13 protein-coding genes and 1 pseudogene are annotated in these 17009 nt (G+C 58.3%); 11 read left to right on the top strand and 3 right to left on the bottom strand.

Annotated features, from left to right (window positions below; translation table 11 throughout):
* Positions 1 to 4: 4 nt before the first annotated feature.
* Entirely contained in the window at positions 5 to 1459 is a 1455-nt protein-coding gene (locus BBDE_RS08015) for a DHA2 family efflux MFS transporter permease subunit (protein WP_012902391.1), read from the top strand.
* A gap of 174 nt (positions 1460 to 1633) precedes the next feature.
* Positions 1634 to 2083 (top strand): PH domain-containing protein, encoded by a 450-nt coding sequence (locus BBDE_RS08010; protein WP_003839222.1) that lies wholly within the window; start codon positions 1634 to 1636, stop codon positions 2081 to 2083.
* A 202-nt stretch (positions 2084 to 2285) separates the two neighbouring features.
* Here the strand turns inward: BBDE_RS08010 and BBDE_RS08005 are convergent, their stop codons facing one another.
* Positions 2286 to 3167 (bottom strand): MerR family transcriptional regulator, encoded by an 882-nt coding sequence (locus tag BBDE_RS08005; RefSeq protein ID WP_003839224.1) that lies wholly within the window; start codon positions 3165 to 3167, stop codon positions 2286 to 2288.
* A 101-nt stretch (positions 3168 to 3268) separates the two neighbouring features.
* Between BBDE_RS08005 and BBDE_RS08000 the strand changes: the two genes are divergently transcribed.
* The 4 genes from BBDE_RS08000 to BBDE_RS07985 all read left to right on the top strand — a co-directional run bounded on the left by BBDE_RS08000 (position 3269) and on the right by BBDE_RS07985 (position 6622).
* Positions 3269 to 4144 carry an SDR family NAD(P)-dependent oxidoreductase gene (locus tag BBDE_RS08000; RefSeq protein ID WP_003839226.1) on the top strand — a complete coding sequence of 292 codons (876 nt, stop codon included), beginning with the start codon at positions 3269 to 3271 and terminating at the stop codon, positions 4142 to 4144.
* A gap of 111 nt (positions 4145 to 4255) precedes the next feature.
* Positions 4256 to 5017, top strand: a complete 762-nt coding sequence (locus BBDE_RS07995; RefSeq protein WP_003839228.1) for an MFS transporter — start codon at positions 4256 to 4258, stop codon at positions 5015 to 5017.
* 42 nt (positions 5018 to 5059) lie between these two features.
* Complete coding sequence (locus BBDE_RS07990) at positions 5060 to 5518, top strand: MFS transporter (protein ID WP_159430555.1); 459 nt, start codon at positions 5060 to 5062, stop codon at positions 5516 to 5518.
* Positions 5519 to 5584: 66 nt separating this feature from the next.
* Entirely contained in the window at positions 5585 to 6622 is a 1038-nt protein-coding gene (locus tag BBDE_RS07985; protein WP_003839231.1) for a Gfo/Idh/MocA family protein, read from the top strand.
* Between the two features lie 308 nt (positions 6623 to 6930).
* On the opposite strand, the gene BBDE_RS07980 is transcribed toward BBDE_RS07985, so the two are convergent.
* On the bottom strand, positions 6931 to 7509 hold the full coding sequence (locus BBDE_RS07980; protein ID WP_003839232.1) for a TetR/AcrR family transcriptional regulator: 579 nt from the start codon (positions 7507 to 7509) through the stop codon (positions 6931 to 6933).
* 188 nt (positions 7510 to 7697) lie between these two features.
* Here BBDE_RS07980 and BBDE_RS07975 point away from each other — a divergent pair, with 188 nt between their 5' ends.
* The 5 genes and pseudogenes from BBDE_RS07975 (at position 7698) to BBDE_RS07955 (ending at position 15524) form a co-directional block, all read left to right on the top strand.
* On the top strand, positions 7698 to 9944 hold the full coding sequence (locus BBDE_RS07975) for an exo-alpha-(1->6)-L-arabinopyranosidase (protein WP_003839235.1): 2247 nt from the start codon (positions 7698 to 7700) through the stop codon (positions 9942 to 9944).
* A gap of 172 nt (positions 9945 to 10116) precedes the next feature.
* The gene (locus BBDE_RS07970) at positions 10117 to 10764 is read left to right on the top strand and encodes a sugar O-acetyltransferase (RefSeq protein ID WP_080513439.1); all 648 of its coding nucleotides are present in this window, start codon (positions 10117 to 10119) and stop codon (positions 10762 to 10764) included.
* 235 nt (positions 10765 to 10999) lie between these two features.
* Positions 11000 to 11596 carry a MarR family winged helix-turn-helix transcriptional regulator gene (locus BBDE_RS07965; RefSeq protein WP_228369693.1) on the top strand — a complete coding sequence of 199 codons (597 nt, stop codon included), beginning with the start codon at positions 11000 to 11002 and terminating at the stop codon, positions 11594 to 11596.
* Positions 11593 to 13413 (top strand): ABC transporter ATP-binding protein, encoded by a 1821-nt coding sequence (locus BBDE_RS07960; protein ID WP_003839240.1) that lies wholly within the window; start codon positions 11593 to 11595, stop codon positions 13411 to 13413. Before BBDE_RS07965 ends, BBDE_RS07960 begins: the two co-directional genes overlap by 4 nt.
* Before the next feature lie 144 nt (positions 13414 to 13557).
* Positions 13558 to 15524, top strand: a pseudogene (locus tag BBDE_RS07955) (ABC transporter ATP-binding protein).
* A 484-nt stretch (positions 15525 to 16008) separates the two neighbouring features.
* Here the strand turns inward: BBDE_RS07955 and BBDE_RS07950 are convergent.
* Positions 16009 to 17001 (bottom strand): AraC family transcriptional regulator, encoded by a 993-nt coding sequence (locus BBDE_RS07950; RefSeq protein ID WP_003839247.1) that lies wholly within the window; start codon positions 16999 to 17001, stop codon positions 16009 to 16011.
* Positions 17002 to 17009: the final 8 nt, after the last annotated feature.

Below are 17009 nucleotides of genomic sequence, written 5' to 3'. Positions count from 1 at the left end.
AATCATGACGGAACGCGAAAAACAGCAGGGGCAACCGATGGAAACAATGCGGGAGGAATCGCAGCCCGGCAAATATATGAATGAGGGACGGCTCACCGTCGTGGTGGTGGCGCTCGCCATCCTGACGTTTCTTGGCATCCTGTCCGAAACATCACTGAACATCGCCTATTCGACACTGATGGAGGAATTCGCCATTTCCGCTGACGTGGTGCAATGGCTTACCACCGGCTATCTGTTGCTGCTTTCGGTGGCGATTCCGACCTCACCGTTCATGGTGCGACGTTTTTCGACGAAGGCACTGTTCGTCACCGCCATCGTACTGTTCTCGGCGGGTACTCTGGTCGGAGCTCTTGCGCTGAATTTCCCGATGCTGCTCGCGGCGCGACTCATCATGGCGCTCGGAACGGGCGTTTCACTACCGCTGCTGACCAACATCATTCTGGAAAAGGCGCCGTTGTACAGGCGAGGCATGATGCTCGGCCTGGTCAGCCTCGTGACCTGCGCGGCCCCGGCCATCGGCCCGGTGTTCGGAGGCTTGGTCATGGAATTCCTTGACTGGCATTGGATTTTCTACGCCATGATTCCGTTCCTTGTAATCGCTTTCCTGCTCGGTACCGCAACCATCCCCGACATCCGTCATGGTGAGAAGGGGTATCTGTCGGCGCCGTCGTTGCTGCTGATCGCGCTCGGTCTGGCCGGGGTCATCGTCGCGGCCAGCTTCTTCGCGCAATGGAATGGCGATTGGCGATTCTGGGCCGTACTCGTCGGTGCCGTCGTGGTGTTGGCGGTGTTCGCCTTCGTGCAGCTGAGGATGGAACATCCGCTGATCGAAGTGCGTACGTTCACGTACCCTGGCTTTACGCTTGGCATGGTGATTCTGCTCATGTCGTCCGGTGGCGTGCTCGGCGTCAACTTCCTGTTGCCGATTCTGCTGCAGCGAGGTCTTGGACATACCAGCATGATCGCCGCCCTGATTCTACTGCCGGGAGCCGTGGTCGGCGCGGTTTCCGCTCCGCTGATCGGCAGTGCGCTGAAAGCGCATTTCCCGCCGAAATTCATCTCCTGCGGTTTCGTGGGCGTGGCGGTCATGGACGTTGCGATGATGCTTGGCGGTGCGCATGAATGGGCGGTGGCGATAGCCTACGCGTTGTTCATGGCGGCTTCCGGGTTCGTGCTCGTACCTGATCAGACCCATGCGCTGAACCAGTTGCCGGCTTCGATGAACGCCGATGGATCCGCCGTGATGAACACCGTGCAGCAGCTTGCCGGTGCCATCGGTACGGCGGTGGCTTCCACGCTCATCGCCGAATGTGCAGGCGCGAACGCCGCTTCCGGAATGAGTCAGTCGGCGTCCTACGTGGCGGGATTCTCCACCAGCATGTGGGTGTTCCTTGGCATGGCCGTAGTCGGTGAGATTCTCGCCCTGCTCATGTTTCGCTTCTCGAAGCGCGTGGGTTGATCGCGTCTCCGGTCCGTTCAAGGAATCGTGATCCGTTGGGTCATGATTGACGGAGTGCGATGTTGCCGATTGCTGAACATGTGTGGATGATGCGGGCTGTGTCGTTTGATAACCGGTACAATATGCGTGAAACGTCGTGTTGTGGCAATTATTGTACGAGACAAAGGAGCCCCTATGAAAGTTGCAAGCGGCAATGTGCTGTGGAAGCAGCGTAAGCGTAATTGGTGCCGTACTCCGTTCACCTTCACCGTATATACGCTCACCGATAAGGAGATGAGCATCAAAACGGGCATATTGAATGAGAAATTCAATCTGATCAAACTGTTTCGTATCGTCGACATCAGTGTCGAGCGTTCGTTCCTGCAGCGTCTGTTCGGCATGAGTACGCTGGTTCTTGACACGCGTGACCAGTCGTCCGGCAATGGTGTCGTGGTGTTGAAGAACATCGTGCATGGCTTCGAAGTTCGGCAGGCGCTACAGGAAGCCGTGGATGCCTCCCGCAAGGAAAACGGCATGTCCGCTCGTGAATTCATTGGTGGTCCTAGTGGCCCCGGCCCGGAAGTTCCGGGTTTCGACGATGGTTTTGACGGTCCTGACATGGATGGCTACGCCGACGGACAGTAGCTGGGCGCGCACGGTGTTGCGTGTTCGTGCCGCGTGAATCGGTGGCGTTACTACTGGTAGAGCTGTTCAACGGATACCAGCCGTATTGACGGATTGTCCTGTGCCAGTCTCTCCAGTTCGGTGCTGAAACCGTTGAGCGCGAACAGCAGATAGTGCTTTTCCGAGCGGCAAATCGTAATTTGTTAAATCGTAATTTGAATAATTACGATTGTAGGGCGTAGAGCGGCGTGCAGCGATGGCGGGTGAAGCGGATGCGTACCGATCCGTCGGGCGTGCGGCTGCCCCAAATCTCCGTCATGGTCACGTGCGGCCAATCCCGCGGGTTGAGTTTCAACGCCATCGCAGTGCCGTCGTTGAAGCATTCCACGAGGGATTCACGCTCGATCACCTGGCTTTCTGCAGGGCCTCCGGGCGGGTTGATGACGGTCGTATTACCGGGAAAATCGTAATCGCATATCAATCGTGAACGATCGCCGGAATGGAATACGTCAAGCATGTGCTGCGAAGGGGCGAACTGATGAAAGGCGAACGCCTGTCGCCGTTCCAAATCCATAAGTATGCCCCGGCGTAAAAGATGCGGTGCCGACGCTTCGCGAATGGCCTTGCGCAGGTCCGTCATCGTGCGCAGATACTGCTTCATGTTGCACGGAGCGTCGAACGGCCAATCGGTTGAGACCAGCCACGTTGGGAGCAGATCGGAACGGACCACACCATCAGCGGGGGAGTGCGCCTTGCGGACCAGTTCGCCGGCATAATCGTTGATCGTGGTCTGCAAATATCGCAACTGCCTCATGCGTTCGTCAACTTGCGATTGTGCGGCTGCCAGTACGCTCCGCCAATCCAATGACCCATCTTCGAAACGGTATTGTTCCAACGATTCCAGCGGGATGCCGGAAGAGATGAAGATGCGCATCACATCCACGTCAAGCATCTGGTCGGGTGTGTAATAGCGGTATCCGGTCATCGGGTCGACGGCTGCGGGCTTCAAAATGCCATGCGCGTCATAGTAACGCAGCGCTTTGGTGGTGATGCCATCCAATTTGGCCACCTCGCCAATCGTCAGCAGTTCGTCCTCCGCGTCCACGTCGTCCTCCTTGACCTTACCCTCGGGGCAAAGTCTACCATCGGTGCTGATTATTCCGACAAAGATGCGGAATCTGGGAAAAATTTAAAGGAGAAGCTCCCATGAATGAAAAGATGATTGAAAATCCGGCTTCAAGACAGTATGACTGGCTGGGATTGGCAGGCGACGTATGCGTGGTGACGGGTGCCATTGGCGGCATGGGCACCGCGATCTGCGGTGAACTCGCCAAAGCCGGCGCCCGACTGGCGTTGGTGGATGTGAGCGAAGAGGCTACCCGCACGTTTGCCGTCGAAGTCGCACAGACCTACGGCGCAGAGGCGAAAGGGTACGGTTGCGACATCTCCGATGCCGCCGATGTCGAGATCCTGCGTAACAAGATCGTCGCGGACTTCGGCACCGTCGATGTGCTCGTCAACGCCGTCGGCATTCTACGGTTCGCTCCGCTCGAGGATCTGCCTTTGCAGGATTGGAAGGATGTAATCAACGTCAACCTGACCGGTGCATTCATCCTTTCACAGGCATTCGGCAAGGTGATGCTGCAGCACAAGTCCGGTCGGATCGTGCACATCTCCACGGTCGCCTCGCACTCTCCGGAAACGTTCTCCGGCGCATATTCCTGTGCGAAAGCCGGTCTTGGCATGCTCTCCAAGATGATCGCGGCCGAATGGGGGCCGTTCGGTATTCGGTCCAACTGTGTATGCCCATGTTTTGTGAAAACCCCGATGTCGGCCTCATGCTACGCCGATCCGCAGGTCACCAAGGATCGCGAACGGCTGATTGCATCCCGTCGCATCGGTGAAGTGCAGGACATCGCCAATGCGGTGGCATGGATGGCGTCGCCACGATCGGATTTCGTCAACGGAGACGAAGTGAACGTGGACGGTGGCTTCCACCTGATGATGGGGGATCTGACGCCGAAGCCGGGCGGTCGTCGCCAGTTCGCGATCAACTCGCTCAAGCAGCGCGGACTGCTGTAAGCGGTACTCGAAAATCTCGGTATAACGCGAAGCCGCGCAAAGGGGCGTGGCTTCGCACGGACAATCGCAATTGCGGTTTCGAAAAGCAATTGCTGGAAAGGAAAGCCTTATATGGCAACCGCAACCAAGGAACATAACCGTTACGGCATTTTGTCGGCCGCGTTCGTGGTCATGTTCTTCGTGGCATCCATCGCCCTGTTCAGTGTATTTCTGACACCGTTGAGCGAACAGAACGGGTGGAGCAAAACCGACGTGAGCCTCTCGTATTCCATCTTCCAGACGGTCATGGCCGTCACCGGCATCTTTTCGGGTCGCATTTCCGACAGATTCGGTCCACGAAAGGTCATGATCGTCGGCGGACTGGTATTCGGCCTGGGCTGGTTCCTGACCGGCATGGCCACCAGCATTCCGATGCTGTACCTCTGCCACGGCGTGATCGCCGGCATGGGAAACGGCCTGGTATACAACCCGACGCTCACCACCGCACAGCGCTGGTTCCCCGACATCCGCGGCAAGGCGTCCGGCATTCTGCTTGCCGCGGCCGCCATCGGGCCAGCCACCCTGTCTCCGATCGCCAGCTTCCTGTCGAGCACGTTCAGCGTCTCCACCGCGTTGAAGATTCTCGGCATGACGTTCTGGATCACCATCACATTGGGCTCGCTGTTCGTCTCGCCGGTGCCGGAAGGGTACCGTCCGAAAGGCTGGAATCCGCCTACTCCCGCAACCTCCGCCGACAATGCCGAAGACGACGGCTTTGATTGGAAGGCGATGCTCGCTTCGCCGCGGTTCTATGTGCTGCTGCTCGTCTACGCGGCCGCGGCGACCGCCGGCACCATGCTTGTCGGTGCGCTGTCATCGATCGCCCAGTATTAGGTCGGCCAGGTCGGTGCGATGACGGCCGCCGCCTTCGGAGCGATGGTGGTGTCGATTAACACGTTATCGAATTTCGTGGGCCGTCTTGCGTTCGGCGCCCTCTACGACAAGCTGGGCGCGTTCAAGTGCCTTGCCGTGATGCTGATTGCTACCGTGCTGGCGATGGTGGCCATGTCGTTCGCAACGAACGCGCCGTTCTTCATCGGCTGTGTAATCGTACTCGGATTCGCGTTCGGCGCTCTGCTGGTGATTTACCCACCACTGACCGGCGAGACGTTCGGAACAAAGCATCTGAGCATCAACTACGGCATCATGTTCCTAGGGTACGCGCTGGGCGCATGGATCGGACCGCGCATCGCCACCAGCCTGTTCGACGAGACGGTCGGATATCGCAACGCGTTCTATGCTGCGGCCGTGATCACGCTCATCGGCCTTGCCGTTGTGTTGCTGCTGATGACGAAGGTTAGGAAAACCGGCACTATGATGCCGAAACGCAAGTAGACGCAGTCGCGGAATATTCCGAAGGAAGAACCAGACAGCGAAACGACGCCAACAAAGGAGTTACTTATGACGCAACAGCTCAAACTCGCCGTAATCGGCGCAGGCGCTATGGGGCGCGACCATATCCGTTACATTCAAGACAATCCTGATGCGAAATTGGTGGCGATCGCCGATCCGATGCCCGAATCGGAGGAATTGGCGAAATCCATCGACGTCGAATGGTATGCGGACTACAATGACATGTTCGATCATGTGGCGCTTGACGGCGTGGTGATCGCATCGCCGAACGGCCTGCACCTGCCCATGGCGCGCGCGGCACTCGAACATGGCGTGCCGCCACTGGTGGAAAAACCGATCAGCGACGACCTGGACGACGCGCGCATCTTCGCGAAGGAGGCCCGCGAAATCGGCCTTCCGGTATTGGTCGGTCAGCATCGCCGGCATAATCCGAAGGTGCAGCGTGCCAAGGAAATCATCGAATCCGGCGTGCTCGGCCGCATCGTGACGGTTTCCGTGCATTACAACATCTACAAGCCGGATACGTATTACGACATTCCCTGGCGCAGGCAGAAAGGCGCCGGCCCGATTCTCGTGAACATGGTGCACGATGTTGATCTCATGCGCTATCTGATCGGCGAACCCGTGGAAATTCAAGGCATGGCGGCCAACAGCGCTCGAGGATTCGAAGTGGAGGATTCCGCAGTGGTCAATGTACGCTTCGAATCCGGCACGCTTGGCTCGATCACGCTTTCCGACGCGGCGGCCAGCCCGTGGAATTGGGAAGCGACCGCACGAGAGAACCCGTTCTTCGCGCCGTTCGACACTGACGCGTATTTCATCATGGGTACCAAGGGGTCACTGTCTCTGCCGAGATTGCAGCTCTTCACATACCGGGATGGTGTAAGTGACTGGACGAAGCCGCTCACCTGTGAGATTCAGGGCGTGAAGGAGGGACTGCCGCATCGTCTTCAGCTGGTGCACTATCTGAAGGTGCTGCGCGGTGAGGTTGAGCCGATCGTCACGCCGGAAGACGCCATCAAGTCGCTGGAGGTGCTCAACGCCGTCAAGAAGGCGGCGGATGAAGGTGCCATGGTGACGTTGTAGACGCCGGTCTTCGGTGATCTGCAGGACGGGCCGCGCGCCGTCGTGTGATTTCGCTTCTGCGTCTTGATTCCTCCACCCACTGGAGGTTTTACCCTGCTGGGATGCTTCTTAACGGGTTAATTCTTCCAGTAGATGGAGGTTTCTTACCTCGTAATGGCTTCTCTGCGTCCTGTTTCTTCCAATGTCTGGAAGTTTCATCCTTCTGAAAGGCTCCTCAGTGGGTCAATTCTTCCAGTCGCTGGATGTTTTGTACCTCTGAGAGGTCCCTGAGCAGGTTGATTGTTCCAGTGACTGGAGGAATTTGGCGTCTAGCGGTAGCCATCCCACTGAGGCAGCGGAAAGAGCACGTCCTCGCATTCGACCCACATGGCGTTGAGATCCTGGCCAGGCTTGCGCAGCCAGCGCAGCTGCACGCCGTCCATCATCGCGAAGCCGGCGCGCAGTACCTGTTCGGCGTCGACGCCTTCGGGCACGTGCCAGCGGATGTTCTCCGCCACGTCCACGATACGCTCCTCGCGGTTGGCGAAATAGTCGTGCGCGGGATGATCGGGGTTCAGCGCCTCGGCGCTCAAGGTTGAGAACATGTGCACAAGCTTGGGGCGTTTGGCGTTGATCGCCACGGTCTTACGCCACATTTCGGCGATGTGAGGGTGTTCGTTGCGCACCATGCCGGCGGTGATGTCTTCGGTTTCTCGATCGTACATCTCGTCGAGCACCGCATGCAGCAAGCCTTCTTTGCTGCCGACATAGTGCAGTACGCCCGCTTTGGTCAGGCCGACCATGGTGGCTATTTTCTGCAGTGACGTTCCGTAGTAGCCGAGCGTGCCGAAGCATTCGACCGCCGCGTTGAGGATTTCGCTTCTGCGGTCGACTTCGTCGTTGGCCATGTTCTCTCCTATGCAGCTCTGACAACAGTTCCTCATCGGGATGGAAAATTATGATTACCTTACGGTCGGTTAACTGAAATTCCAAAGATGATTGGCGTGTCGCGTATTCGATTTTGATAAAGTACCTACCAATCGGTTGGTAAAGAGTTCGGAGTTGAACTCTTGCCGAGCAAACGAAAGAGGTTCGTATGAGCGAAAGCACCTATCCTGAAGTCAACGACCTGACTCTCGAGGAGAAGGCGTCACTGACCTCCGGCGGCGACGCATGGCATCTGCAGGGCGTGGAAGCCAAGGGCATTCCGGGCTACATGATCACCGACGGCCCCCACGGCTTGCGCAAGTCCTTGGCATCCAGCACCGGTGAAACCGATTTGAACGACTCCGTGCCGGCAACCTGCTTCCCGCCGGCCGCGGGCCTGTCCAGCTCCTGGAATCCGGAACTCATCCACCAAGTGGGCGAGGCCATGGCCGAGGAATGCATTCAGGAGAAGGTGGCCGTGATTCTCGGCCCCGGCGTCAACATCAAGCGCAACCCGCTCGGCGGCCGTTGCTTCGAATACTGGTCCGAAGATCCGTATCTGGCCGGCCATGAGGCCATCGGCATCGTTGCGGGCGTGCAGTCCAAGGGCATCGGCACTTCGCTCAAGCACTTCGCCGCCAACAACCAGGAGACCGATCGCCTGCGCGTCAGCGCCAACATCTCCCAGCGCGCGCTGCGCGAAATCTACTTCCCGGCTTTCGAGCACATCGTCAAGGAAGCTCAACCGTGGACCATCATGTGCTCCTACAACCGTATCAACGGTGTGCATTCCGCGCAGAACCACTGGCTGCTCACCGACGTGCTGCGTGACGAATGGGGCTTCGAAGGCATCGTCATGAGCGACTGGGGTGCAGACCATGACCGTGTCGCCTCCCTCAACGCCGGCCTCAACCTTGAAATGCCGCCGAGTTACACCGACGATCAGATCGTCTACGCCGCCCGCGACGGTCGCATCCAGCCTGAGCAGCTCGACAGGATGGCCCAAGGCATGATCGACCTGGTCAACAAGACCCGCGCCGCCATGAGCGTCGAAGGCTACCGCTTCGACGTGGATGCCCACGACGAGGTAGCCCACCAAGCCGCCGTCGAATCCATGGTGTTGCTCAAGAACGACGACGCCATCCTGCCGGTCGCATCCGATGCAAAGGTTGCCGTCATCGGCGAATTCGCCCGTACCCCGCGCTATCAGGGCGGTGGTTCCTCCCATATCACTCCGACCAAGATGACCAGCTTCCTTGACACGCTCACCGCACGTGGCGTGGACGCCAAGTTCGCGCCGGGCTTCACCCTCGACCTCGAACCGGCTGATGCCGCAATGGCCGCCGATGCCGTCGAAGTCGCCAAGGGTGCCGACATAGTGCTCATGTTCCTGGGTCTGCCGGAAGCCGCCGAATCCGAAGGCTTCGACCGTGAAACCCTCGACATTCCGGCCAAACAGGTCGAACTTCTGGAAGCCGTCGCCGCCGAAAACAAGAACATCGTGGTCGTGCTTTCCAACGGCTCCGTCGTCTCCGTGGCGCCGTGGGCGGATAACGCCAAGGGCATCCTCGAATCCTGGCTGCTCGGACAGGCCGGCGGTCCGGCGCTCGCCGACGTGATCTTCGGCAACGTCAGCCCGTCCGGCAAGCTTGCCCAGACCGTTCCGATGGACATCAACGACGACCCGAGCATGATCAACTGGCCGGGCGAGGAAGGCCATGTCGACTATGGTGAGGGCGTGTTCGTCGGCTACCGCTACTACGACACCTATGACAAGGCGGTCGACTACCCGTTCGGCTACGGCCTGAGCTACGCCACCTTCGAAGTGTCCGACGTGAAGGTCGCCAAGACCGGCGCCAACACCGCTTCCGTAAGCGCGGTCGTGAAGAACACCTCCGACGTTGACGCCGCCGAAACCGTGCAGGTGTACGTGGCTCCGGGCAAGTCCGCCGTGGCACGTCCGATCCACGAGCTCAAGGGTTTCAGGAAGGTGTTCCTCAAGGCTGGCGAATCTGCCGAAGTGAGCTTCGACCTGGACGAGCGCGCCTTCGCCTACTGGTCCGAGAAGTTCGATGACTGGCATGTCGAATCCGGCGAATACGCCATTGAGGTCGGTACTTCCAGTCGTGACATCGCCGGCACCGGCATGGTTGAGCTCGATGGCGATGGCAAGGCCGAACCGCTTACCGAATGGTCTACCTTCGGCGAATGGTCCGATGATCCGGTCGGCTCCAAGATCGTCGCATCCGTGTATGCCGAGGGCGAGGCCGGCAATCTGCCGAAGATGCCCGATAACGACATGATGCGCATGTTCCTCAGGTCCATGCCGATCAACTCCATGCCGATGCTCATGAGCGAAGGCGGTAAGAAGATCACTGCCTTCATGCTTGACGAATACGCCAAGGTCACCGAGTAAGGCGACGGAAAAGGAACCCAAACAGACTTGGGCCGAGAGCCTAGTCCGCGAATGAACCGGTGCGGACCAGGCCCTCGGCCTTTCACATAACGATTTGCCGGCATGTTTGCCGGTAAGGGGCATCTCGCTCCGGTAAGATGGGCGAGACGACGAGTGCATGCAAGGAGGCACAATGACCGAGATCGACGAGACGGCTGGCATGAGCGAAGCGGGTCGTCACGAGTGGGAGTTGATGGTGGCCGGCGAGGTATATCAGGACTCGCATCCGGACGTCGAACGCAAGCGCGCCGAGGCGAAGAGACTGTTCGTCGAATACAACAAAACCGATTACGAGGATGTCGAACGTCGTCGTGAGATCATGGAACGGCTGTTCAAATCGATTGGTGAAGACGTGTTCATCGAACCGAACTTTCGTTGTGAGGTCGGCCGCAACATCACCATCGGTTCGCATGCCTACATCAATTTCGATTGCGTGATGCTTGACAATGCGCCGATTACGCTCGGCGACTATGTGTGGATCGCGCCGATGGTCGGTCTGTTCGCCACCAATCATGCGCTTGATTTCGAAGAGCGCAAAAACGGCGCGTGCCAGGCCAAGCCGATCGTGATCGGCAACGGCGTATGGTTGGGCGGTCATGTGACCGTGCTCGGCGGCGTGACCATCGGCGACGGTGCGGTGATCGGCGCCGGAGCCGTGGTGACGCACGATATTCCGGCGAACTGCATCGCCGTCGGCAATCCCGCACGTGTGCTGCGCGAAATCACGGACGAGGATCGCACCGGATTCATGGAACGCATCAAGGCACGTGACGCGGCGTGATTTCGTCTGCCGCCCTTATCGCCATAAGCCATAAGGGTGCTGCACAATCGATCATGGTGCGAACCTTATGTGACGTATCCCGAGTTTTACGGGTGGGGTCATGAGGTTCGCACCATGATTGTTTTTGCGGTTTCGGCAATCCTTGAACCGGTGCCTTCTCGTCGGAGAAAACCCGACGACACGCGGAATGTTGTATATGCAACTGTTGTATGTGCAACGGGTTATGATATAGCGCGTGACAGATGAACGAAACAATGAAACGACTTCGGTGAACCCGGCGTTCGCCGAGGCGTGGGACCAAGGTGTGTGCAAGCCGCCGAGCGTCGCCATCAGATCTCTGCACAACGTCATCAACCGGTATCTTGCGTCGACGCGTCCCGAGCAAGTGGATGGATTGAGCGGTGGCAACATCGACATCATCGCTTTCCTCGCCCGTCATTCGGAACGTGAGATTTTTCCACAGGATGTGGAACGGCGCTTCGGCGTGACCAGATCGACGTCAAGCAGGGTGCTCGGACTCATGGAACGAAAAGGACTGATCGTTCGTGAATCGGTGCGGCGCGACGCAAGGCTCAAGAAAATAGTCTTGACCGACAAATCCCGCGACATCGCCGAAGCGTTGCGTGAAAACGCCGTCGCCATGGAGAACATACTGCTGCAGGGGCTGAACGATGACGACATTCGCCAGTTCATGCACGTGCTTGACGTGATGCAATCCAATCTGGTGGAGACCGGCATGATCGGAGACGAAAAACGTTACTCCAGTCTGGCGATCTGTGATGTGCGGGCGGATGAATCGCAAGCGGAAAACGAAGGGAAGGAAGAGGGGTGAGCGCAACAACGCAAACGGTTTCGGTTGCAAAGAACCAGTCACGGCCAAAACAGCATCTGATACGCACGTTGGGCAGATCGCTGCGTGAATACAAAAAGGACAGCTTGCTGGCGCCTGCATTCGTGGCGGTGGAAAGCGTGCTGGAAATCCTGATTCCGACGGTCATGGCGTCGCTGATCGATCAGGGCATTTCCGGCGGCAGCATGCCGGCGATCATCAAATTCGGCGTGATCCTGTTCGTATGTTCGATGTTCTCCCTGGCATCTGGCTTCCTTGCCGGAAAATTCGCGGCGATCGCCGCCGCGGGCCTTGCGAAGAACCTGCGTAAGGACCAGTTCGAGAAGGTTCAGGGCTTCAGCTTCACGAACATCGACAAGTTCTCCACCGGTTCGATCATCACCAGGCTCACCACCGATGTGACCAATCTGCAGAACGCCTACGGCATGATGATCCGCATGGGTGTGCGAGCCCCGATCATGGTGGTCGTGGCATGGATTTTCTCGTTCCGCATCAGCCCGTCGATCTCCTTGGTGTTCCTCGCCTGCATCCCGATTCTCGCAATCGGCCTGTGTGGTCTGGCCGTCATCGTGCACCCGGTGTTCGAGCGTGTGTTCCACACCTATGATGAGCTCAACAATGTGGTCGACGAGAACCTGCAGGGCATCCGCGTAGTCAAGTCGTACAACCGCGAATCGCATGAAATAGGCAAGTTCGGTCGCATTTCCGAGCGGATCTTCAAGGATTTCACCAAGGCCGAGCGCATCATGAGCTTCAACAGCCCGCTGATGATGATCTGCATCTACGGCACCATGCTGCTCATCGCATGGATGGGCGCACAGCAGATCGTCGCTTCCGGCAACAACGCGGCCCTTGGATTGACCACCGGCGACCTGACCGCATTGGTCACCTACGCCATGCAGATCCTCATGGCCATGATGATGCTTTCCATGATCTTCGTGATGTTCATCATCTCGCAGGCTTCCGCCGAACGAATCTGCCAGATTCTCAATGAGGAAAGCACCGTCACCAATCCGGACAATCCGGTCAGGGAGGTCGTCGACGGTTCGATCGACTTCGATCATGTGACATTCCGCTATTCCGACAGTTCGGAAAAGCCGGTACTGGACGACATCAACCTCAAGATCCGCTCCGGCATGACCATCGGCATCGTCGGCGGCACCGGTTCCGCCAAGTCCAGCCTGGTGCAGCTCGTGCCGCGACTGTACGACGTGACCGAAGGCTCGCTCAAGGTCGGCGGCGTCGACGTGCGCGATTACGACCTTGAAGTGTTGCGCGACCAGGTGGCCATGGTGCTGCAGAAGAACGTGCTGTTCTCCGGGACCATCGCCGAAAACCTGCGTTGGGGCAATCCGAACGCCACCGACGAGGAAATCCGTCACGCATGCCAGTTGGCGCAGGCCGACGGATTCATCCAGGAATTCCCCGATAAGTACGATACATACATCGAACAGGGCGGCACCAACGTCTCCGGCGGCCAGCGTCAGCGCCTGTGCATCGCCCGCGCCTTGCTGAAGAAGCCGAAGATCCTCATCCTCGACGATTCCACTTCCGCGGTCGACACCAAAACCGATCAGCTGATTCGTGCGGCGTTCCACAACGAGATTCCCGACACCACGAAGATCATCATCGCGCAGCGCGTCGCCTCCGTACAGGAATCCGACATGATTCTCGTCATGGATGCCGGCCACATCATGGCCGCCGGCACCCACGACGAACTGCTTGCAAGCTGTGACGAATACCGTTCCATCCATGAATCGCAGACCAGGAACCAGGCACAGCCTGAGGAACTTCAGTGAAAGGAGGAGAGAGCAATGACTGAAATGATCATCGATGAAGAGACCGAGATGAACGAGCGCCAAGAGGCGATCGACGAGGCGAAAACCGCGGAAAGCGAACCACGAAAGTCGCAGGGCGGGCCGAATGGTCCCATAGGCAAACCGATGCAGAAGGCCGCTCCCGGCACCACCAAACGCATCTTCGGCTATACAAGTGGCGCGTGGCCATCGTGGTGCTGTGCATTCTGATCGGAGCCGCGGCACAGTCCGGATCCGCGCTGTTCCTGCAATCACTGATCGACAGTTACATCCTGCCGATGGTCGGTGCGAACAATCCTGATTGGGGTCCGCTGCTGCGCGCGTTGACGCTTATGGGATGCCTGTATGCGGCCGGCATTCTCTGCAGCTGGCTGTGGCAGTGGCTTATCGTCACCGTCGAGCAGGGCGTGCTCAAGAAGATTCGCGACGACATGTTCGCCCATCAGCAGAGCCTGCCGATCCGTTATTTCGACACCAACGAACACGGCGACATCATGAGCCGCTACACGAACGATACGGACACGTTGCGTCAGGCCATCAGCCAGTCGTTCCCGCAGATGTTCTCGTCCGCGATCATCGCCATCGCAGCGCTCATATCGATGCTGTGGCTCTCCGTGCCGGTCACCGTCTTCGTGCTGGTCTTCTCCGCACTGCTGTTCGTGGTAGTGCGCAAGGTCGTCTCCCGTTCCGGGCGCTACTTCGTCAAGCAGCAGATCGAAATCGGCGACGTGAACGCATTCGTGGAGGAATCCGTCAACGGGCAGAAGGTCATCAAGGTCTTCAACCATGAGGATGCCACGCAAAAGGACTTCGATGAAAAGAACGAGCGACTGTTCGAAGCCTCCGCCGAAGCGAACACATGGGGCAACGTGACCATGCCGATCGTGGGCAACATGGGCTACATGCTGTATATCCTGCTTGCCGTTCTCGGTGGGGTCATGGCGCTGTCGGGCGTCGGCAACTTCGGCCTGTCCGGATTCGGTACGCTCACCTTGGGTACGCTGATTTCATTGCTGACCCTGTCCCGAGCCTTCATCAATCCGCTCGGACAGGTCTCCATGCAGTTCAACATGGTGATGATGGCGCTCGCCGGCGCATCCCGCATCTTCCAGCTTATGGACGAAAAGCCGGAAGACGATGGCGGTTCCGTGACGCTCGTCAACGTGGAGCTCGCCTCCGACGGTCGCACCATGACCGAAGTCGATCACGAAACCGGTCACTGGGCTTGGAAGCGTGAGGAAGGCGATGACGGCACCCGTTCGCTCAAGGCCGCACATGCGTTGAGTCCGCGCGCCGCGGAAGTGGCGATGAAGGCTCGCGAAAACGCGATCACCTCGCCGGATGGTCGCTTGACCCTGCTGCAGGGCGACGTGCGCTTTACCGACGTGACCTTCGGGTATAACCCCGACAAGCCGGTGCTGCACGACATCACCTGGTTTGCGAAACCCGGTCAGAAAGTCGCCTTGGTCGGCGCGACCGGTGCCGGCAAGACCACGGTGACCAACCTGATCAATCGCTTCTATGACATTCAGGAAGGCATGATCCTGTACGACGGTATCTCCGTCAAGGGCATCCGCAAGCCGGATCTGCGCCGTTCCCTCGGCATCGTGTTGCAGGATGTGAATCTGTTCACCGGTACCGTGATGGACAACATACGGTACGGACGACTCGACGCCACCGATGAGGAATGCATCGAAGCCGCACGCCTGACCAATGCCGACGGCTTCATCCGCATGTTGCCGAATGGATACCAGACCGTGCTCGAGGGTGATGGTTCCGGCCTGTCGCAGGGCCAGCGCCAGCTGATCTCCATCGCACGTGCCGCCGTGGCCGATCCGCCGGCGATGATTCTCGATGAGGCGACCTCGTCCATCGATACCCGTACCGAGGAAGTGGTGCAGGCCGGCATGGACAACCTCATGAAGGGGCGTACCGTGTTCGTGATCGCTCACCGACTGTCCACCGTGCGCAATTCCGATGTGATCATGGTGCTCGATCACGGTCGTATCATCGAGCGCGGCTCGCATGATGAGCTTATTGCGCTCAAGGGCGAGTACTACCAGCTGTACACGGGAGCCGTGGAACTGGAGTAGGAACCGCAATGAAATGGCTGTGACCGCCGAGTGTGGTCACAGCCATTTTGCGTTTGGGACTTGCTTATGTTATTGGTTGCGAGGTTCTGCTTGTTGGATAACGGGTTGGTTCTCGCAGGTTAGGACCTTTTCCCGGGTGATTTGGGGCCGTGGCTGTTGGGTAACCATTCGGTTCTCGCAGATTCGGCCCTTTTCGGTACCGGTTTGAGGCTCTGCCTGTTGAGTGGCACGTTGGTTCTCGCAGCCTGCATCCCATGCTGAACTGTTTGAGGGCACGCCTATTGGATAACGGGCATGCCCCTCTAACCCCGCTTGGAACCTTGCCGGCTGATGCCACCCTTATGACCGGTGGCCTTGAATGGTTTCGTGAATCCTTTGCCTCGGAAGCTCTGCGGGGCAAAGGATTGCTGTTTATCCGGCTTTGGCCAGTTCGACTTATGGAATTGCGCATGCATAAAGGGATATTGTATTTGATGGTCGCCCGTCAGTGCGCTCGCCGCCACTGTTGCGGAGTGAGCCCCGCACGCTTGCGAAATACGCGGATGAAGTAACTGGGCGTCGAAAAACCGCAGGCACGGGCCACTTCGGTCACGTCGGAAGCGGTGCCGGAAAGCATGTGCATGGCCTGCTCGATGCGGTAATCGGTCAGGTATTCATTTGGCGTGCGATTCACATACTCGCGAAATACGATGCAGCATTGGCTGCGGCTCATGGTACCCGCCGCCGCGATGTCGGCCAATGTGATTCGTTCCGGGAAATGCTGATGAATGAAGCCGGTCATGGTCAACGCACTCATCAAGTCACGATTATTGGCGGGGGAGTGCGATGCCGAATGATTTGAGGATGGTGATTGTCGGTCCTGTGCCGGCTCCGGTCGTCCGGTCGTCGGATGGCCAGACGCTTTCGCCATGCTCTCCCGAACCAACGCCAAAGCCGCCCCGCACAATTGGATCGCCGTTCCAATCGCCTGAATCGTATCGGACTGCGGATTGGCGGCTTCGTCGGCATTCGGCACGTTGAACCGCACGGTATCGTCAATCAGTTGCAGAATGCGCCGATGCCGTGAATCAGTATGATCCAACAGCATGTAATCCGGTGCATCAGGCCCGCACAGCATGTCCAGTTCGGCGCTCGCCGGTCGCCATAATGATTCGAACAGCGAAGGATTCACTACGGCCGCCGGGTAATGGCATTCCTCGCGGGTCGGTGAGAATCCGTAATGCAACCGATTCGAATTGACGAACAGTCCGTCGCCGGTCGGAATGTCGACGATCGCGCCGTTGACGAAGTATTTCATCGACCCGGTGAGCGCATGTACGAACTCCAGGTCGCGATGCCAGTGACAGGCCATGCGGAAGTCGAAGCGGGAGAGCGCATCATTGCGTGTATACAGCGGCAGATCAGGCTGATTGTAGTAGATGCGTTCGGAAAGATCCGAGAATACCGCCAAAGGCTGTAACGGTTGACGTTGTTTCATCCGTTCTC

The organism is Bifidobacterium dentium JCM 1195 = DSM 20436, from assembly GCF_001042595.1.
Taxonomy (GTDB): domain Bacteria; phylum Actinomycetota; class Actinomycetes; order Actinomycetales; family Bifidobacteriaceae; genus Bifidobacterium; species Bifidobacterium dentium.
The sequence above is the reverse complement of the archived record's forward strand: the minus strand, read 5'-3'. Positions and strand labels throughout refer to the sequence as shown.

Excerpts from the sequence above, each read along its gene's own strand:
- BBDE_RS08000 (WP_003839226.1), top strand. The coding sequence starts at position 3,269 with ATGAATGAAAAGATGATTGAAAATCCGGCTTCAAGACAGTATGACTGG.
- BBDE_RS07995 (WP_003839228.1), top strand. The coding sequence starts at position 4,256 with ATGGCAACCGCAACCAAGGAACATAACCGTTACGGCATTTTGTCGGCC.
- BBDE_RS08010 (WP_003839222.1), top strand. The coding sequence starts at position 1,634 with ATGAAAGTTGCAAGCGGCAATGTGCTGTGGAAGCAGCGTAAGCGTAAT.
- BBDE_RS07975 (WP_003839235.1), top strand. The coding sequence starts at position 7,698 with ATGAGCGAAAGCACCTATCCTGAAGTCAACGACCTGACTCTCGAGGAG.
- BBDE_RS07980 (WP_003839232.1), bottom strand. The coding sequence starts at position 7,509 with ATGGCCAACGACGAAGTCGACCGCAGAAGCGAAATCCTCAACGCGGCG.
- BBDE_RS07985 (WP_003839231.1), top strand. The coding sequence starts at position 5,585 with ATGACGCAACAGCTCAAACTCGCCGTAATCGGCGCAGGCGCTATGGGG.
- BBDE_RS07950 (WP_003839247.1), bottom strand. The coding sequence starts at position 17,001 with ATGAAACAACGTCAACCGTTACAGCCTTTGGCGGTATTCTCGGATCTT.
- BBDE_RS07970 (WP_080513439.1), top strand. The coding sequence starts at position 10,117 with ATGACCGAGATCGACGAGACGGCTGGCATGAGCGAAGCGGGTCGTCAC.
- BBDE_RS08015 (WP_012902391.1), top strand. The coding sequence starts at position 5 with ATGACGGAACGCGAAAAACAGCAGGGGCAACCGATGGAAACAATGCGG.
- BBDE_RS07990 (WP_159430555.1), top strand. The coding sequence starts at position 5,060 with ATGGTGGTGTCGATTAACACGTTATCGAATTTCGTGGGCCGTCTTGCG.